The organism is Bacillus sp. J41TS8, assembly GCF_018333035.1.
Lineage (GTDB): Bacteria > Bacillota > Bacilli > Bacillales > Bacillaceae > Bacillus > Bacillus paralicheniformis.
The window spans coordinates 179902-198191 of sequence record NZ_BORF01000005.1; the positions used below are offsets into that span (position 1 = coordinate 179902).

Sequence of the window (18290 nt, forward strand, 5' to 3'; positions counted from 1 at the left end):
GTGGGATGAAAATGGCGGGTTACATCATGAAGCGGCTTCTGTCGATGCTGGCGACCATTTTGGTGATCACGACATTGACCTTTGTGATGATGAAAGTGATTCCGGGCTCTCCCTTCAATGAAGAAAGAAACACGAATGAAGCGGTTCAGCGCAACCTTGAGGCTTACTATCAGCTTGATGAGCCTCTCTTTGTTCAATATTTGTATTATGTCAAGTCGATCGTTACCTTTGATTTCGGGCCATCGATCAAGCAGCCTTCACAAAGCGTGAACGATTTGCTGTCAAGAGGGTTCCCTGTTTCATTTGAGCTGGGGATGACGGCGCTGATTATGGCGGTCATTTCCGGGATCGTACTCGGAATCTTTGCCGCGCTGCGGCAAAACGGCGTCATCGACTATATAGCAATGACCATTGCCGTTCTCGGCATTTCGGTTCCCAACTTTATTATGGCGACTTTGCTGATACAGCAATTCGCCGTCAATTGGAACATATTCCCTCCATCGACATGGACGAGCCCGCTTCATATGGTGCTTCCGACTGCAGCTTTGGCAATGGGGCCGCTGGCGATTATCGCCAGGCTGACCCGTTCCAGCATGATTGAAGTGCTGACACAGGATTATATCCGAACGGCCCGGGCTAAAGGGCTTTCCCCTTTTAAAATTGTTATGAAGCACGCCCTGAAAAACGCCCTTATGCCAGTCGTAACGATTCTCGGGACGCTTACCGCTTCGATTTTAACGGGCAGCTTCGTCATCGAAAAAATCTTTGCGATTCCGGGCATGGGAAAATATTTTGTTGAAAGCATCAACTCCCGCGATTACCCCGTGATTATGGGCACCACCGTTTTTTACAGCATCATCCTCATCATCATGTTGTTTCTTGTCGACATGGCCTACGGAATCCTGGATCCGCGTATTAAACTGCATAAGAAAGGGTGAGCATATGAGCCTTCCAGTCCGCACAGAAAACGAAGCGTCTTCAGCCAGTGATATCCCTGTTGAATGGTTTGCCCCGCTGAAACAAAAGCAGGATGAGCGTGAATCCGTTGCAAGGCCGAGCCTGTCATACTGGCAGAACGCCTGGCGGATTTTAAGAAAAAACAAGCTGGCGATGGCGGGATTGGGCGTGTTAATCTTCCTGTTCATCATGGCTGTACTCGGACCGGTTCTTTCTCCGCACAGCGTCACCCAGCAGACGCTTTCCGAGCAAAACCTGCCTCCGTCGATGGAGCATTGGTTCGGAACCGATGAGCTCGGCCGCGATGTGTTTACAAGAACGTGGTATGGAGCGAGGATTTCACTGTTTGTCGGCGTGATGGCGGCTTTAATCGATTTTGCAATCGGCGTCATCTATGGCGGTATCTCCGGCTATAAGGGCGGCAAAACAGACCATGTCATGATGCGGGTCATCGAAGTGCTGCATGGACTGCCTTATTTATTGGTCGTCATTCTTCTCATGGTCATGATGGGGCCTGGACTCGGGACGATCATCGTTGCGCTGACTGTCACCGGCTGGGTCGGCATGGCGCGGATCGTCAGGGGTCAGGTTTTGAAGGTGAAGCATGATGAGCATGTTCTCGCATCCAAAACCTTCGGAGCGAAAACGGTAAGGATCATCAGGCGGAATCTCCTTCCGAACATGATGGGAGCGATCATCGTCCAGATGACCTTGACGGTGCCGTCGGCCATTTTTGCCGAAGCGTTTCTCAGTTTCCTCGGTTTGGGCATTCAAGCCCCGTTTGCGAGCTGGGGTGTCATGGCGAACGACGGCCTTCCGGTGATCTTATCGGGACACTGGTGGCGGCTGTTTTTTCCTGCTTTCTTTATTTCATTAACAATGTTCGCTTTTAATGTCGTTGGAGACGGACTGCAGGATGCGTTAGATCCGAAGCTGAGGAGGTAATGTATTTTTGCGGAAAAAAGTATTGGAAGTCGAGAATCTGCATGTTTCATTTACGACATACGGCGGCACGGTCAAAGCCGTCCGCGGCGTGAGCTTTGAGTTATATGAGGGGGAGACGTTTGCGATTGTCGGTGAGTCGGGATGCGGAAAAAGCGTGACATCGCAAAGCATCATGCAGCTTTTGCCGAAGTTTTCGGCAACGATCACAGACGGTGCGGTCCGCTTTAAGGGAAAAGACTTGCGCCATCTGTCCGAAAAAGAGATGAGAAAGATCAGAGGGGCCGAAATCTCAATGATCTTCCAGGATCCGATGACAGCCCTGAATCCGACCTTGACCGTCGGAGACCAGTTGACAGAAGCGCTTTTGGAACATCGGCCCGTGTCTAAAACAGACGCTCGAAAAGCGGTCATTTCGATGCTTGAGCTCGTCGGGATTCCGAATCCGAAAGAGCGTTTGAGGCAGTATCCGCATCAATTCAGCGGCGGGATGAGGCAGCGGATCGTGATCGCCATGGCGCTCATCTGTGAACCGGAGATTCTGATTGCGGATGAACCGACGACCGCGCTCGATGTTACCATTCAGGCGCAAATTCTTGAGCTGTTTAAAGACATTCAGCGGAAAACCGGTGTATCCATCATTTTAATCACCCATGATTTAGGCGTAGTCGCACAGACGGCGGACAGAATCGCCGTGATGTACGCCGGGAAAATAGCGGAAACGGGAGCGAGGAGGGATATTTTTTACCGTCCGCAGCATCCGTATACAAAAGGCTTGCTGCATTCCGTTCCGAGGCTTGACCTTGAAGGTGGAGACCTCGTTCCGATTGACGGGACGCCGCCAGATTTGTTTTCTCCGCCTGAAGGGTGTCCGTTTACGGCGCGCTGTTCCCATGCAATGGAAGTATGCGGCAAGGTTTATCCTGCCGTTGCAGAAGTCTCGGCGGGGCATCGTGTGTGCTGCTGGCTTCAGGATGAAAGGGCGAAACGGGCTCTGCTGACAACATAATCATGAAATCGATTTTCAATGGGGGGATTTGATGAAAAGGCTAGCGAGCGTATTGGCTGCCGCAGTTGCGGTCATTCTGCTGTTCGGATGTACGGCAAATGAACAGGCTGGGCAGGAAACGAAGAAGAAAGCGAAAGAAACGGCTGGAGAACAAGTCCTGAGGCTGAACAATGAAAATGAACCGACATCTTTCGATCCGCCGATCGGCTTTAATAATGTCTCATGGCAGGCGCTGAACAATCTGATGGAAGGTTTGACTAGGCTTGGCGCAGACCATGAACCGGAAGCGGCGTCCGCCGAAAAGTGGAACATTTCCGACGATGGGAAGACATATACTTTTACAATCCGTGATGATGCCAAATGGTCGAACGGAGACCCTTTAACCGCTGGGGATTTTGAATATGCGTGGAAGCGTCTGCTCGATCCGAAAACGGGCTCTTCCGCCGCGTTTTTAGGCTACTTTATCGAAGGCGGCGAGGCCTTTAACAGCGGAAAAGGGGCGAAGGATGATGTCAAAGTCAAAGCGGAGGATGAAAAAACGCTTAAGGTGACACTCGAAAGTCCGCAGCAGTCGTTTTTAAGCATTGTAGCCAATCCGGCTTTTTTCCCGGTTCCTCAGAAAATCGCCGAAAAAAATCCGAAATGGCATGAAGAAGCTGCTACATTTGTCGGCAACGGTCCGTTTAAACTGACAGAATGGAAGCATGATGAAAGCTTTACGATGGTAAAGAGCGATACGTATTGGGACCGGGATACTGTGAAGCTTGATAAAGTGACATGGGCGATGGTCGATGACAGAAATACCGACTACCAAATGTTCGAGTCGAATGAGCTCGATACGGCTTATGTCCCGGCTGAAATGAGCGAGAAGCTGATAGGTTCTGACGAGGTGAAGGTGTTCGATCAGGCAGGTCTTTACTATTACAGATTCAATGTCAATAAAGAACCGTTCCAGAATGAAAAGATCAGAAAAGCGTTTGCGATGGCCGTCGATCAGCAGGAAATCGTCGATTATGTCACAAAAAATGGTGAAAAACCGGCCCGCGGGTTTGTGTCTTCGGGAATCAAAGGGCCGAACGGCAAGGATTTTCGCGAGGAAGGCGGCGATTTGCTCAAATATGACGCCGATGAAGCGAAACAGCTGCTCGAAAAAGGCATGAAGGAAGAAAACTACGAAAAGCTGCCCGCCGTTACGCTGACATACAGCACAAAACCGGAGCATAAAAAAATGGCGGAAGCGATTCAGCAGAAGCTGAAAAGTACGCTCGGCGTCGATGTGAAGCTCGCCAATATGGAATGGAATACATTCCTTGAAGAACAGAAGGCGCTCAAATTTCAATTTTCCCAAAGCTCTTTTCTGGCTGATTATGCGGATCCGATCAACTTCCTGGAAAGCTTTCAAACGGGTAACGCAATGAACAGAACCGGCTGGAGCAATTCAGAGTATGACGAACTGATCAAGGCGGCGAAAAATGAAGCTGATGAAGAAAAACGCACAGAGCTGCTGCATCAGGCTGAAGAACTGCTGTTTGAAGGGATGCCGATCATACCGATCCACTTCTATAATCAAGTCCATTTGGAAAAGGAGAATGTGAAAGGCATCGTCCGTCATCCGGTCGGCTACATTGAACTGAAATGGGCCGAAAAAACGTCATGATCAAACTTGTCCGTCTGCCACTTTCTTTGTGCACGCCACCGCACAGAGGCGGGCGGACTTTTCATAAAGGGGGATGTCTCAGTTGAATATTGCGCCTCAAAGATTAATGCAGGGAGATACAGTCGGTGTGATTGCGCCGGCCAGTCCGCCCGTCCCCGAAAAGCTTGACCGCGCCGTCCGGTTTTTAAAAGAACTCGGGCTTGAAGTCAAAGTGGGACGTTCAGCCATTGAAAGACACGGCTATTTGGCGGGGAACGATGAAGAGCGCTTGGAGGATCTGCACGACATGTTTGAAGACCGTTCGGTCAAAGCTGTCATCTGTGCCTGCGGAGGTTACGGCACGGCGAGGATTGCCGAGAACATTGACTACCGACTCATCAAAAGCCGCCCGAAAATTTTTTGGGGCTATTCAGACATCACTTTTTTACATACAGCGATCAGGCAAAACACCGGACTTATTACATTTCACGGTCCGATGCTCAGTTCGGATATCGGCAATAAAGACGTGCATCCGCTCACCCGGCGCTCTTTCCGGCAGCTGTTTCAAAAAATGACGCTCACCTATACAGAGGAGCTGTCGCCTTTGGAAACGCTCGGAAACGGTGCGGCGAAAGGGGAGCTTGTCGGCGGAAACCTCGCTCTTCTGGTGACGACGCTCGGTACGCCTTATGAAATTGATACGAAAGGAAAGCTTTTGTTTATCGAGGATGTCGATGAAGAGCCTTACCGAATTGACCGGATGCTGAATCAATTGAAAATGGCCGGGAAATTATCGGACGCCGTCGGCATCCTGCTGTGCGATTTTCATAACTGCTCCCCGAAAAAACGCGGTGAGTCACTTACATTAAAAGAAGTTTTCCAAGATTATATCGCCGCTGCAGGAAAACCGGCGCTGTCAGGCTTTAACATCGGCCATTGTTCACCGAATATCGCCGTTCCGGTGGGGGCGCAAGCCGTCCTTGACGCCGACAAAAAACAGCTTACGATCGATCCGGGAATTTCTTGATGGAAAAAGGAGGCTGCTATGAAGATTGCCGAAATGACGACAAACCGTATCGCCGTACCGCTGAAAAAACCGTTTAAAACAGCGCTTCGAACTGTCCGCACAGCGGAAGCCATCATTGTCAAATTAACGGCTGAAAACGGGATGACAGGCTGGGGCGAAGCGCCTCCGACTGCCGTTATTACCGGTGAGACGCTTGACAGTATTGAGGGGGCAGTCAACACGATATTCGCACCGGCGCTCTCCGGGCGCAACTTGCGAATGGCGGAGGCGATATTTCATGACATCGACAAGCTGATTGTTGGAAATACAAGCGCAAAGGCCGCTGTAGAAACAGCCGTCTACGATTGCTTGGCGCAGCTTTGCGGTCTTCCCCTGTATCAATTGCTGGGCGGATACAGGCGGGAGATCGAGACGGATTTTACTGTCAGCGTCAATGACCCGGAAGAAATGGGGAAAGACGCGCCCCGTTATGTAAAAGATGGGTTTCGTACGCTCAAAATTAAAGTAGGAAAAAACGATATGGCAACAGACCTCGAACGGATCAGGGAAATCCGCAAACAAGCGGGGGGCGCTGTCCGGATCCGCGTGGACGCCAATCAAGGCTGGACGGCGAAACAGGCTGTCAAAGCCATTCGGAAAATGGAGGATGAGGGGCTTTCGATCGAGCTTGTCGAACAGCCGGTTCACCGATGCGATCTCGAAGGCTTGAAACAGGTGACAGATGCCGTCGATACGCCGATTATGGCGGACGAAAGCGTGTTTACCCCAAGGGATGCTTTTCACGTGCTGAAAACGAGAAGCGCCGATCTCATCAATATTAAACTGATGAAAGCGGGCGGCATCCGCCAGGCGTTGAAAATCAACGCCATGGCTGAAGCGTGCGGAGTGGAATGCATGGCCGGAAGCATGATCGAAACAAGGGTCGGCATCACAGCAGCCGTCCACTTCGCAGCAAGCCAGAAAAATGTGACAAAATTCGATTTTGATGCGCCGCTCATGCTGAAGAAGGATATTGTTGAAGGCGGCATCCGCTATCATGGAGGAACGATCACGATACCGGATGCTCCCGGACTCGGTATCACGAAAGTCAACCATTGAGAGGGGGAAGACGAATGAGCCTTTATACGACAACCGTCTCGGTCGCCAACGTCTGGACCAGTCCGGAAGCACCGCGCCGCATTGACCGGTTGATGCTGGCAAATCCCGTACATGTAAGAAGCTGGCTTGACGCAATGTCCTTCGATGAGCGTCTTGAGCTGTGTACGGCAAACCTTGTTCAAACACAGGTGCTTTTCGGAGAAGATGTGCAGCTTATAAAAGAGCGGGAAGGCTGGGCTTTCGTCATCATTCCCGGGCAGCCGTCTGCAAAAGACGAACGTGGCTACCCGGGCTGGATACCAAAGGAATGCCTGGCCGAAAAAAGCCCGGCGAAGTCTGAGACAAACGCCGTCATTCAAAAACCGACGGCTTTTCTATATGATGACAAGAAAATGAAAGTTCTTGAACTGAGCTTTCTCACTAAGCTGCCCGTTTTGTCTTCGGACGGTATTTGGTTTGAGGTTGATACACCGCTCGGACGCAGATGGCTGAAAAAAGAAGATGCGGATATCGAAACACCTGTAAAAGGCAGTGGAGACGACATCGTTCAAACCGGTGAGGCGTTTTTGAACCTGCCCTATCTTTGGGGAGGAATGAGCGGTTTTGGCTACGATTGCTCAGGATTTGTCTTCAATATGCTGAAGGCGAACGGCTGCTCAGCGCCGCGCGATGCCGGCGATCAGGCGAACAGCGGAAAAGAGGTGTCCTTCAGCAGCCCGAAGCGGGGCGATCTACTGTTTTTCGCATATGAAGAAGGCAAAGGGCGGGTTCACCATGTCGGCATTTACTGCGGAAACGGAGAGATGCTGCACTCTCCAAAAACGGGAAAATCGATTGAGGTCATACCTCTTAAAGGCACAATTTATGAAAAAGAGCTGTGTGCCATCAGGCGCTATTTTTAATTAAAACGGGGGGATTGGCATGCAAACCGGCGCTTTATTGAAAGTCAGCCGTCTCAAAATGCACTTTGACGCCGGAAGGGGCAAAACGGTCAAAGCGGTCGACGGCATTTCATTTGATATTAAAGAAGGAGAGACGTTCGGACTCGTCGGAGAATCGGGCTGCGGCAAGTCGACTTCCGGAAGGGTGCTAATGCGCCTTTATCAGCCGACAGAGGGCGAGGTTACATATCGGGGAAAAAACATCCACAATTTGAGCGATGATGAATCATTCCAGTACAACCGCAAAATTCAAATGATTTTTCAAGACCCCTATGCTTCACTAAATCCGAGGCTAACGGTCAGGGAGATTATGACAGAGCCCATGGAAATCCACGGCCTGTACGGAGGGAAAAAGGCGCGTCTTGAAAAAGCGGACGAGCTTCTGGAAGCAGTCGGCCTGCACAAAAGCTTTGCCAATCGCTATCCCCATGAGTTCAGCGGCGGACAGAGGCAAAGAATCGGCATCGCCAGGGCGCTTGCGCTTGAGCCTGAATTTATCGTCGCTGATGAGCCGATATCCGCACTTGATGTCTCCGTCCAGGCGCAAGTCGTCAACCTTTTGAAAAAGCTGCAAAAGGAAAAAGGGCTCACGTTTTTATTTATCGCCCACGATCTTTCCATGGTGAAGCACATCAGCGACCGGATCGGCGTCATGTATCTCGGGCACATGGTCGAGATCACCGACAGCAGCCGGCTTTATCAAGAACCGCTGCATCCTTACACCCAGGCGCTTTTATCGGCTATCCCGATTCCCGATCCGGATGTGGAAGATAAGCGGAAACGAATCATACTGAAAGGCGAGCTGCCAAGTCCGATCGATCCGCCGAGCGGCTGCGTTTTCAGAACGAGATGTCCCGCCGCGACGGACATTTGCACCGCCAAAAAACCGCTCTTAAAAGAAGCCGATGACGGTCATTTTGTCGCCTGCCATCTGTATGACAGCGACGCGAGAAATGAGGAGGACGGCCTGAAGGTGACGCTGCAGGCGAGGTGAATATAGAAAGAAGGAGCCCTTGTTACAGGGCTCCTCAGTTTGCCGGCGACTTTTCAGAATCGCTCAGCCGCTCATGCCAAATGAAACAAGGATCAGGCGCCGCCTTGGTGACATCCGGTAGAAGTACGCTCAATCGGCAATGTACAGCATCTGAAAGACCCGCCGGATTTTATGATCTCGGATAAGTCGATTTCGATGACCGTATAGCCCCTTTTTCTGAGCTCCTGATTCACGTGGCGGTTAACAGGCAGGCTGATCACGGTTTTATTGCCGATGGACAGAACGTTTGTACCGAGTTGGAACTGTTCATCATCCGTAATTTCGATCATCTCATAGCGTTTTTTCAAGACGTCGTATTCTCTTTCTCCTAAGGCTTTTGGATAGACAAGCGCTTCTGTCGGCGAAAGAATGTTGAAGACGCAATCCAGATGAAGGAACGTTTCTTCAAACGGAACCGGTATGACTTCATAAGAGGGAAGCCTGCGCTTCAGTTCTTGGACGGCCGAGAACGTCGTTCTGTGGCTGATACCGGCATATATGGTATTTTGGTCGACGAGGATGTCGCCGCCTTCGATTTGATAGCCTTCATTAAATGTGGCCCAGGAGATCTGTTCTTTTGCCAGCCATTCCTGCAGGACGTTTTCTTCGCCCTGGCGGATGTCGGCTGATAGCTGCGCGGAAAACACAGTGTCTCCGATCGTAAACCCGATATCGCGCGTGAAAACCTGTTCCGGAAATTGGCTTAAAGCAGGCAGAATCACGACTTCAATACCCCGGCTCTCCAATTCTTTTATCAATGTATGATGCTGGCGGACGGCCAGCGTTTTATCGATATTATCTTTTTGAAAATACTTTTGTGTTTCATTGATCACTTCTGCAATCTCCATATATTCCGGTCTGCATAACACCACTTTTTTTAAGACGTCGTATTCGCTTGTACAGCCCGCCCCGCGGTTTTTTTTCGATAATGCTGAGTCCATTTTGATTCCCCCGTCCTCTCTTTAGTCATTTCATTATTCCCTTCCCGCAGCGAGAAATAAACCTTTTAGCCAGAAAATCTGACAGTCAGCCGGATAAAAAAGTTTAGACAAATGAATTCTAATAGTGTTTAATATAGAAAAAATCCACTTTACAAACGCATCTTAGTAGACATCAAAGGAGTAATGGATGATGAATGGACCTGAAAAGAGATACTGCAAAGAATCAAAAGTTGTCAAAACAAGCAGGGTATTTCCGCTTGATACGAACAATCACAACACCTTGTTCGGCGGCAAGCTGATGAGCTATATCGACGATATCGCTTCGATTTCGGCAGCGAGACACTCGAGGTGTGAAACCGTGACAGCTTCCATGGATTCCGTCGATTTTCTCGAACCGATCCGCCAGGAGGATTCAGTCTGCCTTGAATCTTATGTGACATGGGTCGGCAGAACGTCAATGGAGGTATTCGTCAAAGTCATTAAAGAGCATTTGCTGACAGGCGAACGAAAGCTTGCGGCGACATCCTTTTTAACCTTCGTGGCGCTTGATCAGGACGGCAATCCTCAGGCCGTTCCCCAAGTTGTACCGCAGTCTGAAGAAGAAATCATGCTGCACCAGACCGCCCGGCAGCGCGCCGAAGAACGGAAAAACCATCGCAAACACAGCAAAGCACTGGCTCAGGCGCTGGCTGTTGACAAACCTTGGTAAACATACGAACAAAACCCCGGCTCAGCATCAGTTTGCCGGGGTTTTGCTGTGCAATGAATACACAACCCAATATTTGTTCAAAATAAATGACAAAAAACGGAAAGAAGTTTTGGGTGAAATGCTTGAATTTGTATGGACTTTTTTAGCCAAACCTGCTTTAGTGTTCTCTATAGCTTATATTCTTTTTCGAATCGCAGGGAAGAAAGCAGTTTCGCAAATGACGAACTTCGATCTTTTGCTGACATTTGCGATCGGAACGATCATCAGCGAACCGATTCTTACTTCTAAAATCTCAATGTCCATTTATTATGCCCTTTCCTTTCTGATCTTCTATTTGTTGATTGAAAAGCTGTCATTACACAATAAATGGCGCTGGTTTCTTGTCGTCAGCCCGACTGTGCTGATTCGAAACGGCAATATTGATGAAGGGGGATTAAAAAGAGAGCGGCTGACCGTCAATGAACTGCTCGGCAAATTGCGCGAAAAAGGCTATGCCGATCCGAAAGATATCGACATCGCCCTGATTGAAGAATCGGGCCAGATCAGCGTGATTCCCAAATCGGAAGCGAGGCCTGTACAGCCGCGGGACCTCAGCTTGGAGACGAAGCGGAATTTCGTGCCGATTCCGCTTATTTTAGACGGCGAAATCATCGAACACAATTTAAAATACTTGAAAAAAACGAAAGAATGGCTGTTTCAAAAATTAGAGGATCAAGGGATTAAGCAAGCGATGCTGCCAACCATTACGCTCGGCACCCTGAACGAAAAAAATGAGATTATGATTGATAGGGAAGATCCCGGCAGCCCGTTAACTGATGATCCATATCTTTATAAACCGGGGCAAGACCATTAATTTTCGCCGAATAGGCGATTTTTTTATTTTGTGTTATTTCAGAAAAATATTAAGAGTCTGTTCTTTGCTACATCTGTAAAATGAAACGGGTCATATGTCATGAAAGTTGAAAATGGTGTCACAAAAAATAGGAGGAAAATATGTTGTTTTCTGTATTTTTATAGCATATATTAGTTTTTGTGAAAAAATTTTGATGGTAGGTGCAATTGATGAAAAGGTTTTTTAGTGTAATAATTTTGGGCGCCCTGCTGCTGCTCGGCACTTCTGTGCCAATCGAAGCGGCAGACTACGGACGCGACGTCCTCGGCTCAAAAGACGGCTGGGGCGCTTATGGAAAAGGAACGACCGGAGGCGCTGACGCTTCTTCTGATCAGGTATATACGGTCAAAAACCGCAAGCAGCTTGTTGAGGCATTAGGGGGAGACAATAAAAAGAACAGCGAAAATGATACGCCGAAGATCATCTATGTGAAGGGAACAATCAATCTTAGTGTTGATGATGACAACAATCCTTTAGGCTATGAAGATTATAAAGACCCTGAATATTCGATCGAAGCGTATCTCAAAGCTTATGATCCGAAGAAATGGGGGAAAAAGGAGCCGTCAGGAAAGCTTGAAGAGGCAAGGCTCCGCTCCAAAGACAATCAGAGGGAGCGTGTCTTGATCAGAGTCGGTTCAAACACGACGATAATCGGGCTCGGAGATGATGCGAAAATCGTCGGCGGAGGCCTTTATGTCAAAAACGCGGAAAACATCATTATCCGCAATATCGAATTCGAAAACGCGTACGATTTCTTCCCTGGCTGGGATCCGACGGATGGGAGCAGCGGAAACTGGAATTCAGAATATGACAACCTGCTGATTGAAATGTCCAAAAATATTTGGATCGACCACTGCTCATTCAATGACGGAGATCAGCCTGATGAGCTGAACGAAACGTATTTCGGGCGTGAATTCCAGCATCACGACGGACTGCTGGATATCAAAAAGCAGTCGGATTTTATTACGGTATCCTACAGCATATTTTCAGGACATTCTAAAAACACGATTATCGGATCAAGCGACAGCTACAAAGCAGACAACGGTCATTTAAGGGTGACATTCCACCACAATCTCTACGAAAATATAAAAGAGCGGGCACCGCGCGTCCGCTACGGAAAAGTGCACATTTACAACAACTATTTTAAAAGCACGAAAGACAGCTACAATTATTCATGGGGTGTAGGCTATTCTTCAAAAATTTATGCTGAGGACAACTACTTCGACCTGCCGGAAGGAACGAAGCCTCAAAAATTGATGAAGGTCTTTAAAGGTGACGCTTTATATGAAAAAGATACGGTCGTAAACAACCAAAAAAGCGTCGCAAAAATCGATGTTGTCAGCACATACAACCAAGCAAACCATGCGTCTGTCAAAAAATCGGCCGGCTGGAAGCCGACGCTGTTTGAAAAAATCGACGACGCAGAAGATGTGCCGACAATCGTTGAAGCGCAGGCAGGCGCAGGAAAACTGAAGTAATATACGCAAAGCGGACATGGTGTCCGCTTTTTTTGTTCGGGTATCTTGCAATACAAAATACCATATGTTATGATTTATCTATCTTGTATTGCAAGATACATAAAAGAGGTGGCTTATGAGTTCAACGCAAATGCTGAAAGGGATTTTAGAAGGATGTCTGCTTGCTGTCATATCCGAAGGGGAGATATACGGCTATGAAATGACAAAGGTGCTTGCAGGATACGGTTTTTCGGATATCAGCGAAGGAAGCATTTATCCGATTCTCCTGCGCATGCAAAAGGAAAAATGGGTGGAGACCGAACTAAAACGGTCGGCGAGCGGCCCGAAGAGAAAATATTACAGACTGACACCCCTTGGCGAAGCGGAGCTTCGATCGTTCATCGGGCGTTGGAAGGCATTATCCGGGAACGTCAATGCGCTGCTCGAAAAAAAACTGAAGGAGAAGTGAAATCGTGCTATCAAAAGACATGCAAAACGTATTGGACGACATGAGATTGTATTTAATGTCTGTAGGAAAAAGCGACAAAGAAATCGAAGGGATCATGAATGAGCTGACAGTTCATGCCTTGGAAGGGGAAAAGGAAGGAAAAACCGTCCGGCAAATTTTTGGGGATTCTCCCAAGTCATATGTTCAAGCGCTGTCAAAAGAGCTTTCATCAAGGCCTGGGGAGATCGCCAAGTTGTTCTTTGCCATTTTGATCGGCGCGATATCCTATTTTATATTCAGTGACGCCGTGAACGACAGCCTCAATTATTCGGTCTATGTACTGGCAGGCTATCCGCTTTATATTTTGCTGGCAGCGGCTATGTTACCGCTGTTGGGCCGCGTTTCAGCGTTTAAAGGGAAGAAAACGGCCTTCATGTATACGGTGATGTACACCGCTTTGACGTTTTTTCCGATTTTGGCGATTATTTTTATTGATCGGCAATTCGGGACACCTATTCTTTCGTTTGACGGGGGAAGCCGCTGGCTGATTATGGCTCTGTCGTTTCTCGTGATCGTACTTTTGTCTTTCAGGTTGAAAGCTGCAGCCTTGTCCATATTGCCGCTGCTTTTAGCCGGAACGCATTTTTTGTTTCAGTATATGAAGTGGGATTCAGCCGGAGCCATGCTGGCAGAAACTTATATTCCCTATATCGGGCTGTTGCTCGTCATGTTCATTGAGACAAAGCGTGCCAAAAATACGGCTCAATATGAATGAAATACGGAAGAGCATGATATTTTTTAAGGTAAAGACTCTTGCCTTTTGGCGATCACAATGTTTATGATCAGAGCATGAAAGGTGGCCGATATATGGATATGATGTGGGGCTATGTACTCGTCTTTATTTTGGCTGCGATTCCGTGGTTTGAAGTGATCGGTGTCGTGCCGCTAGCGATCGTTGCCGGGCTTAAACCGGTTCCGTCCGCTATTATCGCACTATTCGGAAATCTGTTAACTGTACTGCTGCTTATTTTTTTAATTGACAAAGTGAAGGCGTGGCTTGAAAGAAAACGCGGGGAGCGGGGAACGGAGACCGATAAGCTCTCAAAAAGGAAAAGCAGAGCGAAAAAAATATGGCTGACCTACGGCATCCCTGGCCTTTCTTTCGTCGGACCTTTCTTTATCGGCTCCCACTTAACCGCGTTTATGTGCATGGGCTTCGGGGCCAAGCACAGGAAAACGGCGCTCTGGATGACGGGGAGTCTCACGGTATGGACAGCGGTGTCGGCTGTCGCTGCCTACTACGGTTTCAGTTTCCTCGCTCCTGAAAATGAAGGGCTGCTGAAAAATATCTTTAAACAAGAGGAGTGAAGTTATGCCGTTTTTAAAGGATTTATCTCCAGTTGAAGAGATGGCGCCGACAGTCGGGGTGCTTTTTTCGGCGGTCAATGAAAACATCGAACGGCTGAAATCAATCGTCTCCGGCATCAGCCGGGAGGAGCTGGAATATAAAGGGGAGCATGGCGACAAAAACAGCATCGCCCAGCTGATCTATCATTTAATCAATGTCGATATTCGCTGGGTATACAGGCTGAAGGGAAGCGAATTTCCCAGAGAGCTGGAAGAGAAATACGGGCCGATGACAGATGAAAACGGACGTTTGCCTGAGGTAAAAGGCTTACCCTTATCCGTGTTAATCGAGTGGTATGACGAGGTGCTGGAGATGTTGAAGTGCACCGTTAAAGGCTTCTCGGAAACAGACTTGTTGAAGAAGGTTCCGTATGAGGGAGGGTTTTCGACCATCCGCTGGGGAATCTGGCATATGTCTGATCATAACCGCTATCACCAAGCGCATATCCAGGCCTGCTTAGGGGAGTACCGCAAGCAAAACAGTTGATTTTTTCGAATGATTTGGTATGATGCTAATTAGCAAACTTCATAGCGTTAAAGTTTTCTAGGGTTCCGCACATTCGGATGTGGTCTGGTCCGAGAGAAAACACATATGATTTGTTCATATGCACACGGAGGGATAAAAGCCCGGGAGTATCGTTTTCATCGATAACCCGGGTTTTTTCTTTTGTTGAAAATGAATTGGAGGGATTTTGATGAGATGGGGCAGTGTCATACTTGCAGCCTTGTTTGAAATTGGCTGGGTCATGGGGCTGAAACACGCTGATTCGGCTCTTGAATGGATCGGCACGGCGACGGCCGTCGTGATGAGCTTTTATATACTGGTGAAGGCGGGAGAGAAGCTGCCGGTCGGAACCGTGTATGCCGTATTTACCGGTCTCGGCACAGCGGGAACGGTCGTCTGCGAAATCGTCTTGTTTCATGAGCCGGCAAATATCGCCAAGCTTGCTCTGATCGGTGTTTTGCTATGCGGCGTGATCGGCTTGAAGCTTGTAACAAATGAAGAGAAAGGGGAGGCGTCATAATGGAATGGATCTGCCTCATCGCCGCCGGTATACTGGAAATGCTCGGCGTGACGATGATGAACCAGTTTCATAAAGACAAGCGGCTGAGATGGATCTTATTGTTGATCATCGGTTTTGCCGCTTCGTTTTTCTTGCTATCCCTTGCGATGGAGACGCTGCCGATGGGAACGGCGTATGCAGTTTGGACAGGGATCGGCACGGTTGGAGGTGCGCTTGTCGGCATCCTGTTTTACGGAGAGCCGAAAGACGGAAAACGCATCTTTTTCATCGCGCTCATTTTGGGATCAGCCGTCGGACTGAAACTGATAAGCTAGAGTCCGGCCCGTGCACTTCATGGCAAATGGGCGTCCGTAAATTGATTTTTCAATAAACTCCAGTATAATGAAAAGATAGTTTACGAATTACAAGCAAAGAGGGTTTTACGAAAATGAATGCATATATGAAACAGCAGTTATCGCAATATCAGGAAATCAATAACGATAAGGCCCGCCTTCTGGTCAGCTGTCCGGATCAGCCTGGAATCGTCGCCGCCGTTTCTTCCTTTTTATTTGAAAATGGCGCGAATATTATTGAATCGAGCCAGTATACGACAGACCCTGAAGGAGGCCGGTTCTTTCTGCGGATTGAGTTTGAAGCCGAAGGCATCCGCAAAAAGATCGAACAGATGAAAGCGACATTCGCCACTGTGGCGGAGTCCTTCCAAATGACGTGGAGCATGAATTTGGCGAGCGAACTGAAACGCGTCGCTATCTTCGTTTCAAAAGAGCTTCACTGCCTGCATGAACTGCTATGGGAATGGCAGAGCGGCAATTTGATGGCGGAGATTGCAGCGGTTATCAGCAATCATGAAGATGCAAGAGAAACTGTTGAATCCCTGAATATTCCGTTCCTTTACATGAAAGCGAACAAAGACATTCGTCAGGAAGTGGAAAAACAGCAGCTGAAATGGCTTGAAGAGTATCGTGCGGATGTCATCGTTCTCGCCCGATATATGCAGATTTTAACGCCTGATTTTGTCTCGGCTCATCCGAACAAAATCATAAATATTCACCACTCCTTCCTGCCGGCTTTTATCGGGGCGAATCCGTATAAACGGGCATATGAAAGAGGCGTTAAACTGATCGGAGCAACATCGCATTATGTGACAAACGAATTGGATGAAGGGCCGATCATCGAACAGGATATCGAACGGGTCGACCACAGAGACAATGTGGAAGCATTGAAAAACATCGGCCGCACGATTGAGAGAAGCGTTTTGGCAAGAGCGGTCAAATGGCACTTGGAAGACCGGATTATCGTGCATGGAAACAAGACGATCGTCTTTAATTAAATTGTTTGATCTGCCTCTTGACAGAGGCGTTTTTCCTAGGCATAATAATAAAAAATCACGAGCGTTGAAGAGGGCCAGTAAGCAGTTCTTTCTGTGAAAGAGAGTGAAATGGCATGCTGAAACATTTCACCACATGAAACCTGCCGAACCTGCCTCGGAGTCCCAGGGGGAAAACCTGGGCGCATACCCTGGCGTTAAAGGGGAAAGAGGAGTGCGCTTTATTTTCTCGCGCATTCAATGAAGGTGGTACCGCGGAAAGCTCTTTTCGTCCTTTTTTACTTGGACGAAAAGGGCTTTTTTTATTGGCCTTCTGCCAGATCATCTCGGAGGGAAAAAACGTGAAAAAACAACGGATTGTCATTAAAATCGGAAGCAGTTCATTAACCAACTCGAAGGGCAGCATCGATGAGGAGAAGATCAATGACCATGTTCGGGCGATAGCTGCTCTGAAAAAAGAAGGCCATGAAGTCATCTTCATTTCGTCGGGGGCTGTCGCTGCGGGATTTTTACAGCTCGGCTATCCCGCAAGGCCTGTGACGCTAAAGGGAAAACAGGCTGCAGCGGCCGTCGGCCAGAGCTTGTTAATGCAAACATACATCGAGCATTTTGCAGACCACGATATCAAGCCTGCGCAGATCTTATTGACGAGAAACGATTTTGCCAAACGGGAGCGCTATCGAAATGCATATGCGACCATTATGGAACTGATTGAACGGGGGCTTGTCCCGATTATTAATGAAAATGATTCGGTATCTGTTGAAGAATTGACGTTTGGGGACAACGACATGCTTTCCGCCCTTGTAAGCGGACTGATTCATGCCGACAAACTCATCATTTTAACGGATATTAACGGCCTCTATGACTCGAATCCGGCTGAACATCCCGATGCCCGCCGTTTTGATTACATTCCCGAAATTACGGACGAACTTTTGGGCTGCGCCGCTTCCGCCGGATCAAAAGTCGGGACGGGCGGGATGAAGTCGAAGCTTTTGGCGGCAAAAACCGCTCTTTCACTCGGCGTCAATGTTTTCATAGGCGCCGGAGAGGGAGATGATAAGCTGATCCAGATTTTAAAAGGAAACGGGGACGGCACCTATATCGGCCAATCCGACCTGTCTTCCGTCAACAATCATAGGCAGTGGATCGCCTTTCATTCACCTGTTTCAGGGAAGATTACCGTTGATGAAGGGGCTGAGCTGGCGATTACCGAAAACGGCGGGAGCCTGCTGCCGGCCGGCGTAACAGCGATATCCGGAGATTTTCCGAAAGGGGCGGTTGTCGAAGTTTACGGACCGAACGGCTTGGCCGGGAAAGGCCAAACGCTGTACTCCGCCGCAGAGCTTGAAGAGGTAAAAGGGAAGCGAAGCGATGAGTTCCATCATGAAGAAGGGATAGAAGTCATCCATCGAAATGATTGGGTAAGCATTAAAGAATAAGG

At 48.5% G+C, this 18290-nt stretch carries 20 protein-coding genes, 1 riboswitch and 1 other annotated feature; of the genes, 19 read left to right on the forward strand and 1 reads right to left on the reverse strand.

Going from position 1 to position 18290, the window contains the following annotated elements:
* Positions 1–11 precede the first annotated feature (11 nt).
* The 8 genes from KI350_RS09565 to KI350_RS09600 all read left to right on the forward strand — a co-directional run bounded on the left by KI350_RS09565 (position 12) and on the right by KI350_RS09600 (position 8604).
* A complete protein-coding gene (locus KI350_RS09565; RefSeq protein ID WP_023856763.1) occupies positions 12–938 on the forward strand; it encodes an ABC transporter permease in 927 nt (308 codons plus the stop codon).
* A 4-nt stretch (positions 939–942) separates the two neighbouring features.
* Positions 943–1902, forward strand: coding sequence for an ABC transporter permease (locus tag KI350_RS09570; protein ID WP_023856764.1), 960 nt, complete (start codon positions 943–945; stop codon positions 1900–1902).
* Between the two features lie 7 nt (positions 1903–1909).
* Entirely contained in the window at positions 1910–2908 is a 999-nt protein-coding gene (locus KI350_RS09575; RefSeq protein ID WP_146874155.1) for an ABC transporter ATP-binding protein, read from the forward strand.
* A 31-nt stretch (positions 2909–2939) separates the two neighbouring features.
* A complete protein-coding gene (locus tag KI350_RS09580) occupies positions 2940–4565 on the forward strand; it encodes a peptide ABC transporter substrate-binding protein (protein WP_023856766.1) in 1626 nt (541 codons plus the stop codon).
* Between the two features lie 73 nt (positions 4566–4638).
* The gene (locus tag KI350_RS09585; RefSeq protein ID WP_223254842.1) at positions 4639–5571 is read left to right on the forward strand and encodes a S66 peptidase family protein; all 933 of its coding nucleotides are present in this window, start codon (positions 4639–4641) and stop codon (positions 5569–5571) included.
* Positions 5572–5589: 18 nt separating this feature from the next.
* Entirely contained in the window at positions 5590–6669 is a 1080-nt protein-coding gene (locus KI350_RS09590; RefSeq protein ID WP_212930470.1) for a mandelate racemase/muconate lactonizing enzyme family protein, read from the forward strand.
* Positions 6670–6683: 14 nt separating this feature from the next.
* Entirely contained in the window at positions 6684–7571 is an 888-nt protein-coding gene (locus tag KI350_RS09595; RefSeq protein ID WP_003180957.1) for a C40 family peptidase, read from the forward strand.
* Between the two features lie 19 nt (positions 7572–7590).
* Entirely contained in the window at positions 7591–8604 is a 1014-nt protein-coding gene (locus KI350_RS09600; protein ID WP_023856767.1) for an ABC transporter ATP-binding protein, read from the forward strand.
* Between the two features lie 92 nt (positions 8605–8696).
* Here KI350_RS09600 and KI350_RS09605 read toward each other — a convergent pair whose 3' ends face one another.
* The gene (locus tag KI350_RS09605; protein WP_003180960.1) at positions 8697–9584 is read right to left on the reverse strand and encodes a dimethylarginine dimethylaminohydrolase family protein; all 888 of its coding nucleotides are present in this window, start codon (positions 9582–9584) and stop codon (positions 8697–8699) included.
* A 190-nt stretch (positions 9585–9774) separates the two neighbouring features.
* Here KI350_RS09605 and KI350_RS09610 point away from each other — a divergent pair, with 190 nt between their 5' ends.
* From KI350_RS09610 to proB, 11 genes are all read left to right on the forward strand, one after another.
* On the forward strand, positions 9775–10293 hold the full coding sequence (locus KI350_RS09610; protein WP_023856769.1) for an acyl-CoA thioesterase: 519 nt from the start codon (positions 9775–9777) through the stop codon (positions 10291–10293).
* 118 nt (positions 10294–10411) lie between these two features.
* Positions 10412–11146 (forward strand): DUF421 domain-containing protein, encoded by a 735-nt coding sequence (locus KI350_RS09615; protein WP_026579830.1) that lies wholly within the window; start codon positions 10412–10414, stop codon positions 11144–11146.
* A 209-nt stretch (positions 11147–11355) separates the two neighbouring features.
* Positions 11356–12663, forward strand: a complete 1308-nt coding sequence (locus KI350_RS09620; RefSeq protein ID WP_025812029.1) for a pectate lyase family protein — start codon at positions 11356–11358, stop codon at positions 12661–12663.
* Positions 12664–12778: 115 nt separating this feature from the next.
* Positions 12779–13111, forward strand: coding sequence for a PadR family transcriptional regulator (locus KI350_RS09625; RefSeq protein WP_020451091.1), 333 nt, complete (start codon positions 12779–12781; stop codon positions 13109–13111).
* Between the two features lie 4 nt (positions 13112–13115).
* A complete protein-coding gene (locus KI350_RS09630; RefSeq protein ID WP_020451092.1) occupies positions 13116–13865 on the forward strand; it encodes a DUF1129 domain-containing protein in 750 nt (249 codons plus the stop codon).
* A 92-nt stretch (positions 13866–13957) separates the two neighbouring features.
* Entirely contained in the window at positions 13958–14458 is a 501-nt protein-coding gene (locus KI350_RS09635) for a small multi-drug export protein (RefSeq protein ID WP_025812026.1), read from the forward strand.
* Between the two features lie 4 nt (positions 14459–14462).
* Positions 14463–14984 carry a DinB family protein gene (locus KI350_RS09640; protein WP_143261171.1) on the forward strand — a complete coding sequence of 174 codons (522 nt, stop codon included), beginning with the start codon at positions 14463–14465 and terminating at the stop codon, positions 14982–14984.
* A 46-nt stretch (positions 14985–15030) separates the two neighbouring features.
* A riboswitch (guanidine-I (ykkC/yxkD leader) is annotated at positions 15031–15133 on the forward strand.
* Between the two features lie 59 nt (positions 15134–15192).
* Positions 15193–15522: a DMT family transporter gene (locus KI350_RS09645; RefSeq protein WP_143261172.1), complete on the forward strand. Its 330-nt coding sequence runs from the start codon at positions 15193–15195 to the stop codon at positions 15520–15522.
* The gene (locus KI350_RS09650; RefSeq protein ID WP_020451096.1) at positions 15522–15836 is read left to right on the forward strand and encodes a DMT family transporter; all 315 of its coding nucleotides are present in this window, start codon (positions 15522–15524) and stop codon (positions 15834–15836) included. Before KI350_RS09645 ends, KI350_RS09650 begins: the two co-directional genes overlap by 1 nt.
* A 113-nt stretch (positions 15837–15949) precedes the next feature.
* Positions 15950–16852, forward strand: coding sequence for a formyltetrahydrofolate deformylase (gene purU, locus KI350_RS09655; protein ID WP_212930471.1), 903 nt, complete (start codon positions 15950–15952; stop codon positions 16850–16852).
* Positions 16853–16907: 55 nt separating this feature from the next.
* Positions 16908–17128, forward strand: a binding site (T-box leader).
* Positions 17129–17190: 62 nt separating this feature from the next.
* Positions 17191–18288 carry a glutamate 5-kinase gene (proB, locus tag KI350_RS09660; protein WP_044790099.1) on the forward strand — a complete coding sequence of 366 codons (1098 nt, stop codon included), beginning with the start codon at positions 17191–17193 and terminating at the stop codon, positions 18286–18288.
* Positions 18289–18290: the final 2 nt, after the last annotated feature.

Coding starts and splice junctions, on each gene's coding strand:
- KI350_RS09565 (WP_023856763.1), top strand. CDS start 12: ATGGCGGGTTACATCATGAAGCGGCTTCTGTCGATGCTGGCGACCATT.
- KI350_RS09570 (WP_023856764.1), top strand. CDS start 943: ATGAGCCTTCCAGTCCGCACAGAAAACGAAGCGTCTTCAGCCAGTGAT.
- KI350_RS09580 (WP_023856766.1), top strand. CDS start 2,940: ATGAAAAGGCTAGCGAGCGTATTGGCTGCCGCAGTTGCGGTCATTCTG.
- KI350_RS09585 (WP_223254842.1), top strand. CDS start 4,639: ATGTCTCAGTTGAATATTGCGCCTCAAAGATTAATGCAGGGAGATACA.
- KI350_RS09590 (WP_212930470.1), top strand. CDS start 5,590: ATGAAGATTGCCGAAATGACGACAAACCGTATCGCCGTACCGCTGAAA.
- KI350_RS09595 (WP_003180957.1), top strand. CDS start 6,684: ATGAGCCTTTATACGACAACCGTCTCGGTCGCCAACGTCTGGACCAGT.
- KI350_RS09600 (WP_023856767.1), top strand. CDS start 7,591: ATGCAAACCGGCGCTTTATTGAAAGTCAGCCGTCTCAAAATGCACTTT.
- KI350_RS09605 (WP_003180960.1), bottom strand. CDS start 9,584: ATGGACTCAGCATTATCGAAAAAAAACCGCGGGGCGGGCTGTACAAGC.
- KI350_RS09610 (WP_023856769.1), top strand. CDS start 9,775: ATGAATGGACCTGAAAAGAGATACTGCAAAGAATCAAAAGTTGTCAAA.
- KI350_RS09615 (WP_026579830.1), top strand. CDS start 10,412: ATGCTTGAATTTGTATGGACTTTTTTAGCCAAACCTGCTTTAGTGTTC.
- KI350_RS09620 (WP_025812029.1), top strand. CDS start 11,356: ATGAAAAGGTTTTTTAGTGTAATAATTTTGGGCGCCCTGCTGCTGCTC.
- KI350_RS09625 (WP_020451091.1), top strand. CDS start 12,779: ATGAGTTCAACGCAAATGCTGAAAGGGATTTTAGAAGGATGTCTGCTT.
- KI350_RS09635 (WP_025812026.1), top strand. CDS start 13,958: ATGGATATGATGTGGGGCTATGTACTCGTCTTTATTTTGGCTGCGATT.
- KI350_RS09640 (WP_143261171.1), top strand. CDS start 14,463: ATGCCGTTTTTAAAGGATTTATCTCCAGTTGAAGAGATGGCGCCGACA.
- KI350_RS09645 (WP_143261172.1), top strand. CDS start 15,193: ATGAGATGGGGCAGTGTCATACTTGCAGCCTTGTTTGAAATTGGCTGG.
- KI350_RS09650 (WP_020451096.1), top strand. CDS start 15,522: ATGGAATGGATCTGCCTCATCGCCGCCGGTATACTGGAAATGCTCGGC.
- purU (WP_212930471.1), top strand. CDS start 15,950: ATGAATGCATATATGAAACAGCAGTTATCGCAATATCAGGAAATCAAT.